Source organism: Arthrobacter sp. B2060 (genome assembly GCF_059090445.1).
Window position 1 is genome coordinate 332561 of the sequence record NZ_JBNHFR010000001.1, and the last position, 16678, is coordinate 349238.

Below are 16678 nucleotides of genomic sequence, written 5' to 3' on the forward strand. Positions count from 1 at the left end.
CGCCGACGGGCGGCCTTGACTGGCCGGTTGCAAGAGCCGGCCGTATCCCCCGGCGTGCGAGTCTAGCTGCGGACGCGGCATGCATTCCAAGTTGACAGCCCTCACTCCTGCGTTCGACGGGCGCGCGTATACCGCGTATGTCGCGTATATATAGAACAAAGATCAGGCCGGCCGCCAAACGCAGCAGAGGCGCCCGGACCTGGTCCGGGCGCCTCCGCCGATGTACTGCTGTGCTGCTCTACTGCTGTGCCGGTGTACTGCTCTGGGGCCTAATCACCGGCCACAGGCAAAAGCCCGCTTTACTTGTAGAGGCCTTCGCCGCCGACGCGGACGTTGGTGGGCAGGTAGCCGAACGGGCCAAGGCCGTTCTTGCCGAAGCTGCGGTCAACCTGGGATACGCCGTCGCGGAAGTTGATCTTCACAGTGGGCGAGAGGGAACCGCCGCGGACGCCGTTCACGTTGTCGATGAAGGACTGGACCAGGCCGCCGGGCTGCACGTAGTGCGAGTAGGCCTGGAACTGGCGGCCGTTCTGCTGCGGGGTGGGTGCTTCCGGGGATTCGGACGGCAGGTTCAGGTCCGTGGGGGAACCGAGAGCCAAGCCGCTGTTGTTCATCGGCTGGTAGTCAGAGCGGATGCCGTCGCCCACGAAGCCGTAGACGCCGTCGGGTCCGCGCATGCCGGCAGCATAGGTGAACTGGTGGCTGATCGTGAACAGGTAGTACTTGTTCTTGCCGCCCTCATTCTGGATGAAGATCTGCGGGCGCTCGGTCTGGTCGTTGACGCAGTTTCCGGAGAGGATCGGGGGCAGGAACTTCCACTTGGTCAGGTCCTTGTTTTCGGCCACGGCCAGGCCGACGTTTGCGGTCTGGTAGTAGGCGCCGCTGTTGTTGACCTCGTCGAGGCTTTCAGCGTTGGGGTCGCCCTTGCGGTAACCCAGGTCCTCGTTCTTGCAGCGGTAGTCGCCGCGCTTGGCACCGGTGTTGCCTTCGAAGACCATGAAGGTCTTACCGGGGTGTGCCGGGTCGGCGAACGTGTAGGGGTCGCGGAAGGCGAAGCCCGGGTTCTGTTCCTTGGTCTGGTACATCTTGCCGTCCGGCTCGAGCAGTTTGTGGTGCTTGAAGCCGTCGAAAGTCACGCCGTTCTCATCGGCGTGGATCTTGCCGAGAGCTTTGGCGATAACAGCGTCAGGGGCAATTCCGCCGCCGCCGGCATTGCGCTCCTTGACGTCGTAGAACGTGGTGGCCGTGTAGAACACGTTCACCTGGTTGCCCTTCATGAGGCGGGTGGACCCGGACCATTCGGTGTTGCCGATGGAAGTGTTGTCCAGGAAGAGGTGTCCGCCGTAGTTCCACTTGTCCTTGGCCGGGTCGGCGTTGGTCTTGCGGAAGAAGTAGCCGATGCGGGCGTTCCAGTGGCGCTGATCGAAGCCATAGCCTGCGTGGCGGTCAGCAACGAGGGAGAAGATGACGTCGTAGCCCTTGTAGCTGATCTGGTTGGCGTGCTCATCCGTCAGGGACCAGGTGTCCCAAACCCACACGTCGTCGTTCATGGTGGGGAAGTCCTCGGGGATTTCCGGCATGGTGACGTCCGGGCTCATTGAGTTCTCGCCGGGCTTTACCGTCGAGTCGCTCTGCGCCATGATCTGCTTCGCGTCGGCACGGGTCCACTTCGAGGTGAAGTCCGACTCCGGGTCGTAGGCCTTCTGCGTGTGCTTCGTGGGCAGGGGGAAGCCCGGAGTGGGAGCCGGCATCTGCTGCTGGGCCGGCGGATCGGCCGGTTCGTTTGCCTGCGCCGACGGCGTGGCAAGGAACGTTGAGGCTGCAACAGCCGCCGCCAGCGCTGCGGCGGCGGGGCGCCACCGCAGCATCCGGGGGGTATTGGGGTGCTTGTGCATTTTTTCTCTTCTCGCGGAGTTACGTTCGTGGAAGACGGGCTGGTGCCCTGTCCCCGGCACTCCGGAGGCCCCGCTGACACGACGTGCGTCATCGAGGACGCCGTTGTGTCGAGGGAGAACGGGGGTTGGGTGGTCCCCCGTGTTGAGAAGCCTGGAGATGTCATACATATCCCGGCCCGCACTCCACGGTAGACAACGTTGTCAGCCGAGTACAACCCGGTTTTGGGAGATTTCATTGCCTCGGCGCGCAGGGATGCAAGCGCTTACATTTAGGTTTGCGCGCGCGTGCCACAGCCTAGGAAATACATCAACCGGAACGTAACAATGACGTCACCTCCGCTTTGGCATTCGGCCCTGGCCCAGAAGAGTGATATCCGCCATACCGAGCGTCTATGAAGTGATCATCTGAACTGAGACAGACGCCACACGTCGGTGGGGCGCGGCCGACAACCAAGACCGAGTGGCAGGCATCTGGTTGTGGTGGCCTTTGGTGAACACCTGTCGTGGGCACCTCGTCGCGGACAGCTGTCGGAGCGCCATCGGCGTCCAAGGCCACGGGCGCCCGGGATGCACAGGTCCGAGCGGCTCTGGACGGCCAGCCAGGGGCGGGTGACGAAATCTGCCTGCACCAGGAGGCTGGGGGTAAGCCCAGAGACGCACAGGATCTGGGGCTGGCAACGGGAAGAATTCGGCAACGAAAAAACCCCGCCATTCCCGTGTAAACACTGGGAACTGCGGGGTTCTAGCTGGTGGCTCCGACCGGCGTCGATCCGGTGACCTTTCGATTTTCAGTCGAACGCTCTACCAACTGAGCTACAGAGCCTTGGTGACGTGTCACCTTGAGAGCCGGAATTTCTTCTGGCAATCAGAGCGACCCTGACGGGACTTGAACCCGCGACCTCCGCCGTGACAGGGCGGCGCGCTAACCAACTGCGCTACAGGGCCTTGCTTGTTTCTTGCTGTTTGCAGTATCGCTACTGCGTTTTTCAAGGCTTTTAGCCTACCAGACTTTTTGGTCCGGTTTGACCACTTCCTTGCGTACCCCCAACGGGATTCGAACCCGTGCCGCCGCCGTGAAAGGGCGGTGTCCTAGGCCGCTAGACGATGGGGGCCTGAACTCAGTACGGGTTGTTCCGGGCAAAAATAAAGGGCCGAAGCCTTTCGTTTTTGTCCCTTCGAGTTGCTCCGAACTGGACCTCTAAAACTATAGAGCCTCCTCCGGGAATTTCCAAAATCGGCGGTGCTGCGGGCCCAACGCCCCGGCAGGACCGCGGAAAACTTGGCAGTTTCTCGCCTAGAAGTGACCGATTTCCGCCAGCCCTGGGAGCGGACACAGGGCTAGATTGGCACCATGGCAACCACCGCCCGCACCGGCCCGAGTCAGCCGGCAGATCCCCACAAGGGATCTTCCGGTCCCGCAAACCCCACACCCGCCTCTCCCCCACCGCCCGGCCAGGCAGCACCACCGATCAGCAGACTGGGCGTCGCCGCCGTCGTCATCACAGTGGTGCTTTGGGCGTCCGCCTTTGTGGGCATCCGGGCCGTCGGTCCCAGCTTCTCCCCCGGCTCCCTGACACTGGGGCGGCTGGCAATTGCCGCCGTCGCGCTTGGCGTAGTGGTCCTGCCAAAACTGCGCCTGCTGCCGCGGGGACGGGAATGGTGGCCCATACTCGCGTTCGGGGTGATGTGGTTCGGCGGCTACAACGTTGCGCTCAACGCCGCCGAGCACCTGCTCGATGCCGGGACAGCCGCGCTGCTGATCAACGTCAACCCCATTCTGATCGCTGTCCTGGCGGGCATCGTCCTCAAGGAGGGGTTCCCACGGTGGCTCATCATCGGCAGCGTCGTGGCTTTTGGCGGCGTGGCGGTGATTGCGCTCGGCTCCGGGCAGCGGTCGACGGGGGACGTGGCCGGCGTGCTGCTCTGCCTGCTGGCGGCCGCACTCGCCGCCGTCAGCGTGATTATCCAGAAGCCGGTGCTGCGGAAGTTCTCGGCGGGGCAGGCCACATGGTTCGGCATCATGGTGGGGTTCCTGTGCTGCCTGCCGTTCACCGGCCAGCTGGTCAACGAACTGCAGGCGGCGCCGCTGCCGGCCACCCTGGGCCTCGTCTACCTCGGCGTCTTTCCGACGGCCATAGCGTTCACCACCTGGGCATATGCCCTCTCCCTCATCGACGCAGGCAAGCTGGCCGCCACCACCTACCTGGTGCCGGCCACCACGGTGCTGATCTCCTGGGCGGTGCTCGGAGAAATCCCCACCGTCTGGGGCCTTGTAGGCGGCGCCGTCTGCCTGGTGGGCGTGGGCCTCACCCGGCGGAGATCCCGCTAAAGTTTGGGTATGCCCGCAAACCTGCCGCCAGGACTTCCCATCGTTCCCGACGGCGCCAGCGATTCCCCCGGCTTCGACATGTCCGAAACCGATTTCGAGGCAGCCGTCAGCGACGCCCTGGACATGATTCCCGCAGACATTGCGCGCGCCATGGACAACGTGGCCGTCTTCATCGAGGACGATTACACACCCCAGCCAGGGGAGGACCCGGACACTGTGCTCCTGGGGCTTTATGAGGGTGTCCCCCTGACCGAGCGCGACTCGTGGTGGGACGCGGGCTCATTGCCGGACCGCATCACCATCTACCGCCAGCCCATCCTGGACATCTGTTCCTCCCGCGAGGACGTGGTCGAGGAAGTCGCCGTAACAGTGGTTCACGAGATCGCCCACCACTTCGGAATCGACGACGACCGGCTCCACGAACTCGGTTGGGATTAGCCTTATAGGCATGGGACACGACCACAACCATGCCCCGGGCCTCACGGCGACCGGCAAGCACCGCCGGCGCCTGATCGCCGTCCTGGCCATCACAGTGGCCGTTGTTCTCATTCAGGTGGCAGGTGCCGCGCTGTCGGGCTCCCTGGCACTGCTCGCGGACGCCGGGCACATGCTCTCAGACGCGGCGGGCATCTTCATCGCGCTCCTTGCGGCGTGGATCGCGTCCCGCCCGGCGAGTGACCTGCGGACCTATGGCTACCAGCGCGCCGAGGTCCTGGCCGCCCTCGCCAACGCGCTGATCCTCGTGGCGATCGCCGTGGTGATCTTCACGGAGGCCGTCCGAAGGATCGGTGCCGCGCCGGAAGTGCAGACGGACATCATGCTGTACGCCGCCGTCCTCGGGGCCGCCGCAAACCTTGTCTCGCTGCTGATCCTGCGGGGCGCCCAGAAGGAAAGCCTCAATGTCCGGGGGGCCTACCTCGAGGTGCTGGGTGACCTCCTGGGCTCAATGGCGGTCATCGCCGCGGCCGTGGTAATCATGCTCACGGGATTCCTTGCTGCGGACACCATCGCCTCTGTCGTCATTGCCATCATGATCCTGCCGCGGGCCTGGCACCTGCTGCGGGACGTTGTGGACGTGCTGCTGGAGGCCGCCCCGAAAGGGGTGGAGGTCCAGATGATCCGCGAACATATCCTCTCAGTGGCGGGCGTGGTGGCGGTCCACGACATCCATATCTGGACCATCACGTCGGGTGTGCCGGTGTTCTCCGCCCACGTGGTGGTGGAGGACGACGTGCTGAGCGCCCGCGGGGCTGACCAGGTCCTGGACAAGCTCACCACCTGCCTCGGCTCGCACTTCGACACCGAGCACTGCACCTTTCAGCTCGAACCTGCCAGCCACTCCGAGCACGAATCGCATCAGCACGCCTGAGCGTGCGGGCTGACGATCCTCGCCCCCAAAGGTTCCTCGCTCGACAGTGCGACACGCCCGGGAAATCCAGCTGAATGACACTCAAGTTGTTTATGTTAAGGATGAGACTCTTGTTGCCAAAGTGAATATGAACACGTAACCTCGGTCCTGCTGGGCAGGCAGAGGGGCACTTCCGTGCCACCTCAACGCTCGTTCGTCCCGGCCTGAACGCTGCGAGGTTTGCGAATGAGATCGACCCGTCCCGGCCGCAGGGCCGCCGCGCTGTTCGCCGCCGCTGCGCTGCTTGGATCCTTGGCGGGACCGGCACACGCTGACAGGCCGGCGGGTGCCTTCCCCGGCGCCGTAACCGTTCCGGCGTCGCCGCAGGTCCCTGCCCCCGAAGACATCGCCGCTGCCAAGACCAGTGAAAGCACGACGGCGGCAAAAGTCACCGACATCGAGGGCCTCCTGGCGGAGGCAGCCGCCGCCCAGGAAAGCACGTTCGCCCGGAGCTTGGAAGCCAACAACGCCTACAGCGACGCCCTGGTGGAACTACGGGTGCGGACAGGTGCCGCCGACGGAGCGGCCGCAAGGGCCAATGCCGCGGAAAAAGCGCAGCAAAAGAGCCGCAAGGAGATCGGCCGGTTGGCCGGGGACCTGTACCGCAGCGGCGGACTGAACCCCGCACTCAGCAGCTTCGTCGCCGGCAACGGCGACGTCCTGGAGCAGGCAGCCACATTGCAGGCCCTCTCCGCCGGCCGCAGCCGCGCCTTCGAAACGGCTGAGGCCACTGCCTCGGCGGCAGCGTCCCTGACCGCGGCCGCCGCAGACGCCCGGCGGGCAGCGGACGATGCCGCCAAGACCGCCGAATCGCTCAAGGCCGCGGCCGAGCAGGCCAACGCCGCGCAACTGCAGGCAGTAATCGAGGCCAAGGCGCAGAGGTCCATTCTGGTTGGCCAACTGGCCTCCCTGCGGCGCACCACCGCCGCCCTCGAATCGGCAAGGATCGAGGGGCTCGAACGGCAGCGGCAACAAGCCCGTCTCGCCGCCGTAACGGCCGCCGCCGACCCTGCAGGTGATCAGGCTGCTGATCGGGCTGCTGCGGTTCCGGCCCCTGCCGCGCAATCCCCTGCAGGCGGCACGCCCGCAGTCGGCACGCCTGCAGTGCGGGCTCCGGCAGTCCGGGCACCCGCAGCCCCGGCCCGGGTGCCTGCGGAGCCGGTCCCGGCGCCTGCGAGGCCGGCGGCCCCTGCTCCGGCACCGCCGGCGGCCCCCGCGCCAGCCGTCACCCCTGTCCGCCCCGCTCCGCCGGCACCGGCCCCGGTCATTCCCGCTCCCGCACCGCAACCGGTACAGCCCGCCCCCGCTCCGTCGCCGGGAGGCTCCAACCAGACCGCCATATCCGTCGCCCTGGGCAAGGTGGGAAAGCCCTATTTCTACGAGTACGGCGGTACCGGCGCCTACGGCTTTGACTGCTCAGGACTCGTGCAGAATGCCTTCGCGGCGGCCGGGAAATTCCTGCCGCGCACGGCCGCAGCGCAATTCTCGCAGGCGCCCGTCCACGTGCCCCTGTCCCAGGCTCAGCCGGGTGACCTCCTCGTCTGGGGATCAGCTCCCGGCTTCTATCACGTGGCCATTTACCTGGGAGGCGGCAGGGTGGTGCAGGCCCTGAACCCGTCTGCCGGGATCACAGTGACGGATCTGGGCACGATGGCCGGCATGCAGCTCCACCCTGTGGCGGCGCGCTACTAGCCGGGCCTATGACAGCACGTCCTTGCTGACAAACCTGCCGTATGCCAAGGCACCGAAAAGAGCGATATAGCCCGCCTGCAGCAGGGCGTTATCGGTGAAGGAATCCCATCCGATGGGCTGGCGGAGCAGGTCCGCGAATCCAAACCAGTAATGGCTGAACAGCCACGGATGCAGCCACTCCAGCTGCGGCAACTGGTCCAGCACCTGCGATGCCACGGATAGGACGATCGTGGCAGCCATGGCTCCCACCGGCACGTCAGTCAGGGTGGACAGGAAGAGTCCGATCGCCGAAAGTCCCAGCAGCGAAACCGTCTGGTAGGTGGCGATCAGCAGCATTCTGCTGAATGCTTCGCCCGGCTCCACCACGTCACCGGAGAGCAGGGTCACCGGACCGATGGGGAAAAGCGCGGCACCGATGCCGGCCCCGGCGAGTGCCACCGCCAGCGGTGCCGCGACGCAGAATGCCACCGCACCCACATATTTCACCAGGAGCAGACGCACGCGCCCGGCAGGAGCCACGAGCAAGTACCGGAGCGTGCCGTGCCCGGCCTCGCCGGCGATGGTGTCCCCCGCCACGACGCCGATTGTCAGCGGCAGGAACAGCGGCACAGCAACGATCATGGCTGTCACCCCGACGAACAGCCCGTTTTGGGTGATGCGGTCCAGGAACGCCGGCCCCCGGCCCGGCGGGACCGACGAGGAAATCCGGACGACGACGGCGATCATCACCGGTATGGCGGCCAGCGCCAGCAGCAGGGCCTGGGTCCTGCGCCGCCGGAACAGCAGCGTCAGCTCTGACCCGAACAACGATGCGCTGGACGGCCGGCGTCTGGCCTCCCCCGCGCTGTTGACTGTCCGCTTACTGTCCGAAACCGAATCACTGCGCGACATCGAAGCCCTCCCCCGTCAGGGCCACAAAGCGGTCCTCCAGGCTGCCGCGCTCCACGGTGAAGCCACGGATCCGCACGCCGTCCGCCACGAGTGCCGCCACGATTGATTCCGGAGCTATGGCTCCCGGCGCCATGGCGTCGGGCACGGCGTCAGGCACTATGGCGGTGATGACGACGCCCTGGCCGTCCGGATGTCCGATGACCGGAGTCATGCCAAACCGGGCCAGAACGTCCGAAGCCGCACCGGCGTCGGGCGTGAGAAGCCGCAGCTGCGCCGAGCCGGCCTGACGGAGTTCGGGCAGCGTGCCTTGGGCCACGAGCCGGCCGGCGCTCATGATCGCCGCGTGTGTGCAGATCTGCTCCACTTCAGCGAGCAGATGGCTGGAAACAAACACGGTGGCGCCGTCGGCGGCCAGCGAGCGGACCAGGCTTCGCACTTCCCGGGTGCCCTGCGGATCCAGTCCATTGGTCGGTTCATCAAGCACCAGCAATTCCCGCCGGGAGAGCAGGGCGTTGGCAATTCCCAGCCGCTGCTTCATGCCGAGCGAGTAGGCCCGGACCTTCTTGCGGGCGGCGTGTGACAGCCCCACCCGCTCGAGTGCTTCCGTTACCCGGGCACGCCGGGTGCCGGGAACCGCATGCCGGTCCGCGGCGTCTAAACGGTGCAAATTTGCCGCCCCCGAGAGGAACGGATAGAACGCGGGTCCCTCAACCAGGGCGCCCACCCTTGGCAGCACTTCGTCGAGCCGGCGCGGCATGTCCAGGCCGAGCACACCGACGGAACCGGCGGTGGCGGAGGCGAGCCCGAGCATCATGCGGATGGTGGTGGTTTTGCCGGAACCGTTGGGGCCCAGGAACCCGAAAACGGATCCCTGCGGCACAGCCAAGTCAATGCTGTCGACGGCCACCTGATGGCCAAAGCGCTTGGTCAGTTCCCGGGTCTCGATGGCGAGTCCCGGGGCCCGGTGAGCGGGCGTCACCTCGCGGCAGCGGCTGCCTGAAGCCGCTCCAAGGGTACGGACCCGGCGACTACGCGGCCGTCGTCAGTCAGCAGGACATTCAGCAGGGATGTAGAGATCGCCCGGCCTCCGGGGACGGTCACAGTGGCCTGCCTCAGCAGCGGGTCGGACAGCAGGCCGTCAATGGACGGAACGCCGGCGTTCGGTGTACCCGTGTTCGGTGCACTCGCATCAGGCACCGCGGCACGGGCCGGGAAGCTGACGATGCTCTCCCAGCCCGAGCCCGTCACCGACGGGGAGTTCAGCCGGGCGCCCGGAGGCTGGTGTGTCCCGTGGTGCCTGCCGGGATCCTTTGCTGCGTGCGGCCATCCCGGCACTACCACTTCCTTGATCGTGGCACCCGGCGGCGGCGTGAAGTTGAAGAGTCCGGCGTCCGGCGCCTCGAACTTCAGGCTGGAGAATGCGGCCCGGAACGCTGGCTCGACCTGTCCGCGGGCGCGGATTTCAACGCTGAGCGGCAGGCCCCTTTCGCCGTCCACGGCAATGGCCACGGACTCAACCAGCGTTCCTTCCGACCGCGGGGTCAGCCTCAGGCTGTATGCCGCGCGGCCGGCCACCTCCACGTCGTCACCGACGGTCACGTCCGTCGAGGAGTCAATCTTCGCCAGCATCCGGGCAGCCAGTTCCTCCGGCGTAAGCACGGATCCCGGCATCCTGGTGGCCGGCGGACTGCTGCCGGCAGCCTTGTCCGGGAGAGTCACATGGGTGGCCGTGTTGTCCTTGGAGTTGTACAGCCACAGCTCATTGCCCTGCCGCACGGCGTCCCGCTCGGCGAGCCTGTCCATGACCTGGATCCGCACCTTGACAGGTCCGTCGACGTAAACCCGTGCGCTGTGCGGGCCCGTCAGCAGTTCGGCGATGGAGCCTGTTCCTGCCCCGGAGGTAGGGCCAATCTGCGGAACATCCGGCAGGCCAAGCTCTGAGGTCTGCTCAACGGTCCCCGAAAGGGCCTTGGTGGTGTGCTGCGCGATCATGGCAAGCACCTGTGCCGGCGTCTTGTCCGGCAGCGGATCACGGGCGCTGGCGGGTACAGATCCTGCCAATACCCCGGCAGCGATTACAGCAGGTACGGCCGCGGCAGGCATCCACCGCAGCCACTTGGAGGTCATCTCTAACTCCGCTCCGACGTCGCAGCTTTATATATCCTCAGGGTACGCCTCGGCGCCTTTCTCCTGACAGCCCCGGATTGCTCCCCAGCTTTCCTAAGTACTCTTACTGCGACAGACTGGACGGGACGCCGTTGATCCAGCTTCAGGAGCCCTGAACAATGCGCACCCCGATCGCCGCCTCCAGTCCCGCAGATGAGATGACCGGAATTGTCGGGTTTGCGGCGCGGTCCATCGAGGCGCTGGGGGAATGGGGCGTCGGGCTGTTTACCCTGGCCGAAACAGTGTTCCCGCCGATCCCCAGCGAGGTCATCCTTCCGCTCGCCGGCTTCCTGACACGCCAGGGCACCCTGCACCTGGGCCTGGTCCTGGTCACCAGCACACTCGGCGCCTATCTGGGTGCTCTGGCACTGTATTTCCTGGGAGCCAAGGTGGGGCTCGAGCGGTCAATGCGCTTGCTCTGCAAGCTCCCCCTCGTGGACCGTGAGGACTTCGAAGCGGCAAATGACTGGTTCCGGCGCCACGGCAAATCCGCCATATTCTTTGGCCGGCTGCTTCCGGGCGTGCGAAGCTTCATCTCGCTGCCGGCAGGCGCCCAGCGGATGCATCTGGGCACCTTCAGTCTTTTCACCATCGCGGGAAGCGGCATCTGGAACAGTACCCTGATCAGTCTGGGATCCATCCTCGGGCGCCAATACTCCATGGTCGAGCAGTACTCGCGGTACCTGAACTTCGCGGTATATGCGGGCCTCGGACTCTTCGTTGTCTGGCTCATCGTCCGCTATGTCCGGAGGAGGAAGTCGGCCGAACGCCCCCAGTAGCATCTACCTGCGGGAGCTTCTAGCTGCCGTAGCTTCTAACTGCCGGGCACCACGGTGCCGGCGCCGCCGTCGACCGTTATTTCCTGACCCGTCCGGAGGCGGGACGTTGCGTCCGGGACGCCGACGACGGCGGGTATGCCGTACTCCCTCGCCACCACCGCGCCGTGCGAATTGGGGCCGCCCATTTCCATGACGAGGCCGCCGGCGGTGAGGAACAGCGGGGTCCACCCGGGATCCGTGGACGGGGCCACGAGGATTTCACCCGGTTCCAGGTGCGCCCCCACCGGGTCCAGAATGACGCGCGCCGGCGCGGTCGCGATTCCCGCGGACGCCGGGCTTCCCACCAGCGAGCCGTCCGCGGCGGCACCCGCCGCAAGCACAGTTTCAGGTTCGGTGCCGTCGGACAGCAGCATCCGCGGGATGTGGCGCCGTTCCAGCTCCAGGTAATAGGCTCCCTGCCGCCGTGCCACGAGGTCCTGCATATCTGTGCCGCCCAGGGCCTGCCGCACCTCGGCGAAGTCCAGGAAGAAGACGTCACCGGCCCGGGCAATCCGTCCTTGGCGTGCCAGTTCGGCCCCCGCGGCTGCCACTTGCTTGCGGACCTCCGCGAGTGCCAGGACTATCTGGTACTTGGGACGTTCGCGCAGGCCGATTAAGAGCCGCGCCCGCCTCAGTGCGGCCCGGACAATGGCGCCGCGGACGCGGCCCCTTGAGCGGGCCTCCGCGACGAGCCGGGCAATCTGGGCCCCGGCTTCGTCCTCGGCCCGGCGGAACTGGCGGTCCGGGGCGAGAGCGGGATCCTCGAGCCGGAGATAGTTGGCAAGGACGCCGAGAATGTGGGTGGGATCGTCCCTCCAGCGCGGCATGCCGACGTCGATTTCGGCAACTGCCCGGTGCCCGTACCGTTTCAGGAAGGCGTCCAGCCCCTGCTGCGCCGCGTCAGGCAGTTCCCCTGCGCTGAAGCGCTGGGCCAACACGGCGGGAGGCTGGTCCTCAAACGCAAGGCGCGAGTCGCGGTCCGAACGGATGTCAGTAGCCAGCCGCCACAGCTCCAGATCCATCTCAGTTGTGACGTTGTTGGGCAGCCCGCGAAGAATGGGCTGCAAATCCCCGCGGCGATCGCGTCCGCCCAGCAGTTTGCCGGCGACGGCCAGCAGGGCAAAGCCGAGCGCAGGCAGCGGAAAGATGGCCGGCGCGATGGGAAAGACCCCCGCGAGTACCCGCTCCGCGTGATCCAGCCGCTGCAGCGGAGACGCTCCGGACGGAAGCTCCAGGGCGTCGCTGAAGTTCCTCGTGAAACGGTCAACTCGGCGGAGCGCGGCTTCCGGCCGGAGCAGGGCACGCAACAGGGACTCCGGCACGCGTCCGCGCAGGACCACCGGTCCCACCCGCCGGAGCAGGCGCCATGGCGTACGGCTGGTGACTGAAAATCGCGGGTCGGTGAAGACGCTGCGCAGCACGGCTGCCGAGCGCGCCTCCATGACGTCAAACACCTTGGGGACGATAAAGCGTCCCACGGTGCTCCGGGCCACCCCCGTCACGTCGACGAAGATCCGTTGGCCCGCTTCGGCGAAAGGCGGAGGGCCTGTCCTGGCATCGGGCACATCGAAGGATGCAGCCCGGGCCACCGAGGACCCGAAGATCCGGAGGGCTGCGATCCCCATCGGCGTAAGAGGCCTCGTCAGTCCCTGGGCAAGACTGAAGCAGAGAAAGATGCGTGTGCCCTCCCTGCCGGCCGGATGTCCGGCATCCGGCCCCGGCAGGGGATACAGGGTGGTGATGGGGCGTGACTGCGTCAGCCAGGCTTTGCCCGCAGCATCGATGGCCCACTCGGTGTCCTGTGGAGAACCGTAGTGGGCTTCTGCCCGGCTTCCCAGCGCGGCCAGTTCGCGGATCTGGGGGTCCGTGAGGCAGGGCTTTCCTCCTGAGGCCGGCCGGTCCACGTGTACGGTGCCGCCCCCTGGCACCGGGCGGATGACGAGCCGTTTATCTCCCAACCGCCGCTCAAGGATCGTCCCGGAGCCGATGTCCACCACAAAGTGGTCGGGATTGACGGCGCCGGACACCACGGCTTCGCCCAGGCCGGGACTGGCGTCGATCACTGACTCGCGGCGGCGGCCAGTCACGGGGTTCGCGGTGAACATGACTCCCGCAACGGCAGCGTCCACCATGCGCTGGACGACGACGGCGAGCGCCACCGTGGACGGATCGATGCCGCGGCTGGCGCGGTAGGCAACAGCACGGTCGGTCCAGAGGGACGCCCAGCAGTTCCGCACCGCGGCCAGCAGGGCGTCTGTGCCGACCACGTTCAGATAGGTGTCCTGCTGCCCGGCGAAACTGGCAAACGGCAGGTCCTCGGCCGTGGCCGAGGACCTGACTGCCACCGGCGCGTCCGGCTGCCCGGCGGTGCCCAGGGCGCTGTATGCCGACCGCAGCGAGGCTACGATCCCGGGCGGCAGATCGGCCGCCGTGATCAGGCTTCGGGCCTTGCCGCCCAAGCCTGAGAGGGCTTCCAGGTCGTCGGCGGGCGTTGCCTTCAGGGAGCGGTGCACTTCATCGAGTCCGAGCGGAGCCGTCGCCTCACGGTATGCAGCGGTGGTGAGGCAGAAGCCCTCGGGCACAGGTAACCCGGCCGCCAGCAACTCACCCAGGTTCGCGGCCTTGCCGCCCACCTGGGGCAGCATGTCGGCGTTGACAGCGCCCAGGCCGAGCGCCAGCGCGCTCATGGGTTATGAGTCGCCAAGCATCGGCCCGAAGCTGGCGCGGTCCGCAAGCCTCGGATCCTCCCTGTCAGGCACCACCATGACCGGGCTCTTGGCGTGGTGCAAAACACCGTCCGACGTGGACCCCAGGAGCATGCCGGTGAAACCGCCGCGGCCCCGGGTACCCACGACCACCAGCTCAACGTGGCGGCTCGCTTCCACCAGCACGTCCACCGGCGATCCGTCCAGGAGCCGGGTTTCGATGGCGAGCCCTGGGTAGTGGCTCTGCAGCCAGGCGACCCCGGCCTTCAGTTGGACCTGAATGTCGGCGAACAGGGCTTCCCGGTCCATTGGCGCGGGAACCCACGCCAGCGAGCCGCTGTACTGCGGCACCGCGCAGATCACCCGAAGCGGTGCGCCGAGCCTTTCGGCCTGGGCCGCGGCCTCGAGCACCGCCACGCGGGCCTGTTCGGAGCCGTCCACGCCAACGACGACGACGTTCTCCACGGGCACGCGGCCGGCCTTGGCCTGCTCCGCCCTAATGTGCTTGTCCTGTGTGGTTTCTCCCAGCCGGTCTGCGCAGATCAGGGGTACGGTGACCGTGGCGCACTTGGCGTGTGCCGGCATCGCACTGCTGACAGAGCCCAGAAGCCGTCCCACGAAGCCGCCCCGGCCGCGCGTTCCAACGACCAGGAGCTCCGCGGTTTCCGACAATTCCAGCAGGACGCCGGAGGCGTCCCCATTTTCGACGGCGGCGGAGACGTCGATGTTGTAGGCGGCGACCTTGTCCACGGCATGCTGCAGAATGGCCTCTGCACCCTCACGGATCACGGAGTCGTCGACGGTCGCGTACCCGCCGTCGAGGCCTGACGCCGCGAAAATAGGAACCGAGTAGGCCGTGACTATGTGGAGAGGACGACGGCGGCGCTCGGCTTCGCGGGCCGCCCACACCAGGGCGCACTGCCCATGGTCCGAGCCGTCGACGCCGACCACTATTCCCTCGGGCCTGGCGGACCTGCCGCCGCCATCCCGTGCCGGGTCCGGATGCAACTCGTGTGCGCCCATTGTGGGTCCGCCTCCTCGCGTACTGCCCTGGTGATGCGGCCATTGTGCCAGAAGGAGGCACGATCGCCGTCACCCGGCAGGTCTTCTTTGCCGGATTGTAAAAAGACCTGCTCTTTGTCATAACTATTCTCGGTCAAAGAGCAGTTAGCAAGCAGGCCAGAGGGCACCTGAGGGCACCTCCTGCACCCGCTTTTTCGCGCGCGTCCGGGCCCCGTCAGAGGATGCTCTCCCCAGCCTTGGTCCTGCTCCCCGGGGGCTTCACATTCAATGTCCGGGATGGGCTACCCAGCGGCCGAAAAAGTCTGTAGTCTTCGAGGCACTGTTGATCCGATATCTGTGTGCCACAACACGTTCGGACAGTGGTTTATGTCTGCTTGCTGGGGCAGCGGACGGTGCAGGGCGCCGATGCCCCTGCACCTCGAAATTTTCGAGGAGGACGCTGTAGTGTCAAGCACGCCTGGTCTCAGCAGGGCAGAACGTACCACCGCCGTGGTCATAGGTGCCGGCCTTCCCGGCCTGGCCGTCGCCACCGAACTCCGCCGCTGTGGCGTGGACTCGATAATCGTGAACGGGCTGGAGTTCCCCGGTTCGTCCCAGGCCTCCCAGCCGGCACCCCCGCAACGCTGCGGTGACCCCGGCGACTCGTCAAGGGAGGAGCGCAACGAGATCATCCGCCACCTCCGCAATTACGCCGCGAGCCACCAGATGGACATCCGGAACGACACCTGCGCAGTGCTGCTGGACAAGATGGGTTCTGCGGCGGCCGGCGATTCCCGCCACCGCTGGGCGGTCCATACCCCCGACGGCGTGCTGCTGGCAGACCACATCATCCTCACACGGTGTGCCAACGGCCAGCTGCGCCGGATGCTCACCGATCTGGGCATCTCCGTGGGCCAGAACCTGGTGGCCGCCATGCGCGCCGTCGGCATTTACCTCGTGGGAGTGGGCGAACTCATCACCCCTACCCCCAAGGAGGTACTGCGGCAGGCCAAGGTGGTGGGCCGGGCAATTTCGGCCAAGGTAAACCCTGACAGCGTCCCGTCTGTCCTGACGGGTAGCTTCGCGGCCCTCCCCGCCCCTGTCTAAGGCCCTGCTCTAAGGCCCTGTGCTCTAAGGACGCTTGGCGCCCGCGCCGCCTGTGGCCGCGTCCCCGGCATCCGGGTCCTCTTCCTCGTTCCCCACAACCAGCTTGCGGTGTGCCAGGACGCCAAGGGTCACGAGCAGGCCTACGGCCACGGCAACGAACACCACCAGGCTCCACGGGAATGGCTCCGAAGCGTCCGGCGCAGTCTCGGGGGCCGGGGTGACACCCGGCTGCGGTGTGCCGACCGTGGGAACCGCCGCCGCCGTCGTCGAGCCTTCCGCCCCGGCGGTTGCCGTAAAGGTGAACGTCCCCTCGATGGGATGCGAGTCCGAACTGACCACGCGCCACAGCACCGTGTACTTGCCGGCCGGGGCTCCCTCGCGCAGCTTCTGCGAGGCCACGTTGTCAATGATCTCCACCTTGCCGTCCGCCCAGTCCGTGCCGGCGGCATCATTGACCCGCACCTGTGAACCCAACCCCATCGGGTTGTTGTTGAAGGTGATGGATACCTTGGCGGGCGGCGCGGCGACGGTGGCGCCGTCGGCGGGGCTGCTTGACACGGCGGCGTCGTGGGCGGAGGCCGGGCCGGCGACACAAAGCAGGGCAGCGAAGGCGACGGCGCCCACGACGGCGGTCAGCAGTTGGCGGATGGAATGCATGGGCGGAT

At 66.6% G+C, this 16678-nt stretch carries 13 protein-coding genes and 3 tRNA genes; 6 read left to right on the top strand and 10 right to left on the bottom strand.

The annotated features are described in order from the left end of the window. Positions 1 to 299 precede the first annotated feature (299 nt). From AC5RUM_RS01630 to AC5RUM_RS01645, 4 genes are all read right to left on the bottom strand, one after another. Entirely contained in the window at positions 300 to 1895 is a 1596-nt protein-coding gene (locus AC5RUM_RS01630; protein ID WP_400577608.1) for a glycoside hydrolase family 68 protein, read from the bottom strand. Between the two features lie 747 nt (positions 1896 to 2642). Beyond that, a tRNA-Phe gene (locus tag AC5RUM_RS01635) sits at positions 2643 to 2718 on the bottom strand. A gap of 48 nt (positions 2719 to 2766) precedes the next feature. Next, positions 2767 to 2840 (bottom strand) — tRNA-Asp (locus AC5RUM_RS01640). A gap of 94 nt (positions 2841 to 2934) precedes the next feature. Then, positions 2935 to 3007 (bottom strand) — tRNA-Glu (locus tag AC5RUM_RS01645). A gap of 239 nt (positions 3008 to 3246) precedes the next feature. On the opposite strand from AC5RUM_RS01645, the gene AC5RUM_RS01650 reads away from it, so the two are divergent. The 4 genes from AC5RUM_RS01650 (at position 3247) to AC5RUM_RS01665 (ending at position 7324) form a co-directional block, all read left to right on the top strand. Beyond that, positions 3247 to 4224, top strand: coding sequence for a DMT family transporter (locus AC5RUM_RS01650; RefSeq protein ID WP_494033294.1), 978 nt, complete (start codon positions 3247 to 3249; stop codon positions 4222 to 4224). A 9-nt stretch (positions 4225 to 4233) separates the two neighbouring features. After that, positions 4234 to 4662, top strand: coding sequence for a metallopeptidase family protein (locus tag AC5RUM_RS01655; protein ID WP_494033295.1), 429 nt, complete (start codon positions 4234 to 4236; stop codon positions 4660 to 4662). Between the two features lie 10 nt (positions 4663 to 4672). Beyond that, entirely contained in the window at positions 4673 to 5593 is a 921-nt protein-coding gene (locus AC5RUM_RS01660; RefSeq protein ID WP_494033296.1) for a cation diffusion facilitator family transporter, read from the top strand. 225 nt (positions 5594 to 5818) lie between these two features. Further along, positions 5819 to 7324, top strand: coding sequence for a C40 family peptidase (locus AC5RUM_RS01665; RefSeq protein ID WP_494033297.1), 1506 nt, complete (start codon positions 5819 to 5821; stop codon positions 7322 to 7324). A 6-nt stretch (positions 7325 to 7330) separates the two neighbouring features. Here AC5RUM_RS01665 and AC5RUM_RS01670 read toward each other — a convergent pair whose 3' ends face one another. The 3 genes from AC5RUM_RS01670 to AC5RUM_RS01680 are packed head-to-tail and all read right to left on the bottom strand — an operon-like array spanning position 7331 to position 10342. After that, the gene (locus tag AC5RUM_RS01670) at positions 7331 to 8215 is read right to left on the bottom strand and encodes an ABC transporter permease (protein WP_494033298.1); all 885 of its coding nucleotides are present in this window, start codon (positions 8213 to 8215) and stop codon (positions 7331 to 7333) included. Continuing rightward, positions 8202 to 9194, bottom strand: a complete 993-nt coding sequence (locus AC5RUM_RS01675; RefSeq protein ID WP_494033299.1) for an ABC transporter ATP-binding protein — start codon at positions 9192 to 9194, stop codon at positions 8202 to 8204. Before AC5RUM_RS01675 ends, AC5RUM_RS01670 begins: the two co-directional genes overlap by 14 nt. After that, positions 9191 to 10342, bottom strand: a complete 1152-nt coding sequence (locus tag AC5RUM_RS01680; RefSeq protein WP_494033300.1) for a LolA family protein — start codon at positions 10340 to 10342, stop codon at positions 9191 to 9193. Before AC5RUM_RS01680 ends, AC5RUM_RS01675 begins: the two co-directional genes overlap by 4 nt. A 158-nt stretch (positions 10343 to 10500) precedes the next feature. Here AC5RUM_RS01680 and AC5RUM_RS01685 point away from each other — a divergent pair, with 158 nt between their 5' ends. Next, positions 10501 to 11160 (top strand): DedA family protein, encoded by a 660-nt coding sequence (locus AC5RUM_RS01685; protein ID WP_494033301.1) that lies wholly within the window; start codon positions 10501 to 10503, stop codon positions 11158 to 11160. Positions 11161 to 11195: 35 nt separating this feature from the next. On the opposite strand, the gene AC5RUM_RS01690 is transcribed toward AC5RUM_RS01685, so the two are convergent. Both AC5RUM_RS01690 and AC5RUM_RS01695 read right to left on the bottom strand, forming a co-directional pair. Next, entirely contained in the window at positions 11196 to 13886 is a 2691-nt protein-coding gene (locus AC5RUM_RS01690; RefSeq protein ID WP_494033302.1) for a PEP/pyruvate-binding domain-containing protein, read from the bottom strand. Between the two features lie 3 nt (positions 13887 to 13889). Further along, positions 13890 to 14927 (bottom strand): universal stress protein, encoded by a 1038-nt coding sequence (locus AC5RUM_RS01695; protein WP_494033303.1) that lies wholly within the window; start codon positions 14925 to 14927, stop codon positions 13890 to 13892. Positions 14928 to 15371: 444 nt separating this feature from the next. Here AC5RUM_RS01695 and AC5RUM_RS01700 point away from each other — a divergent pair, with 444 nt between their 5' ends. Next, complete coding sequence (locus AC5RUM_RS01700; RefSeq protein ID WP_494033304.1) at positions 15372 to 16013, top strand: FAD-binding protein; 642 nt, start codon at positions 15372 to 15374, stop codon at positions 16011 to 16013. A 24-nt stretch (positions 16014 to 16037) separates the two neighbouring features. On the opposite strand, the gene AC5RUM_RS01705 is transcribed toward AC5RUM_RS01700, so the two are convergent. Then, the gene (locus tag AC5RUM_RS01705; RefSeq protein ID WP_494033305.1) at positions 16038 to 16670 is read right to left on the bottom strand and encodes a copper resistance protein CopC; all 633 of its coding nucleotides are present in this window, start codon (positions 16668 to 16670) and stop codon (positions 16038 to 16040) included. Positions 16671 to 16678: the final 8 nt, after the last annotated feature.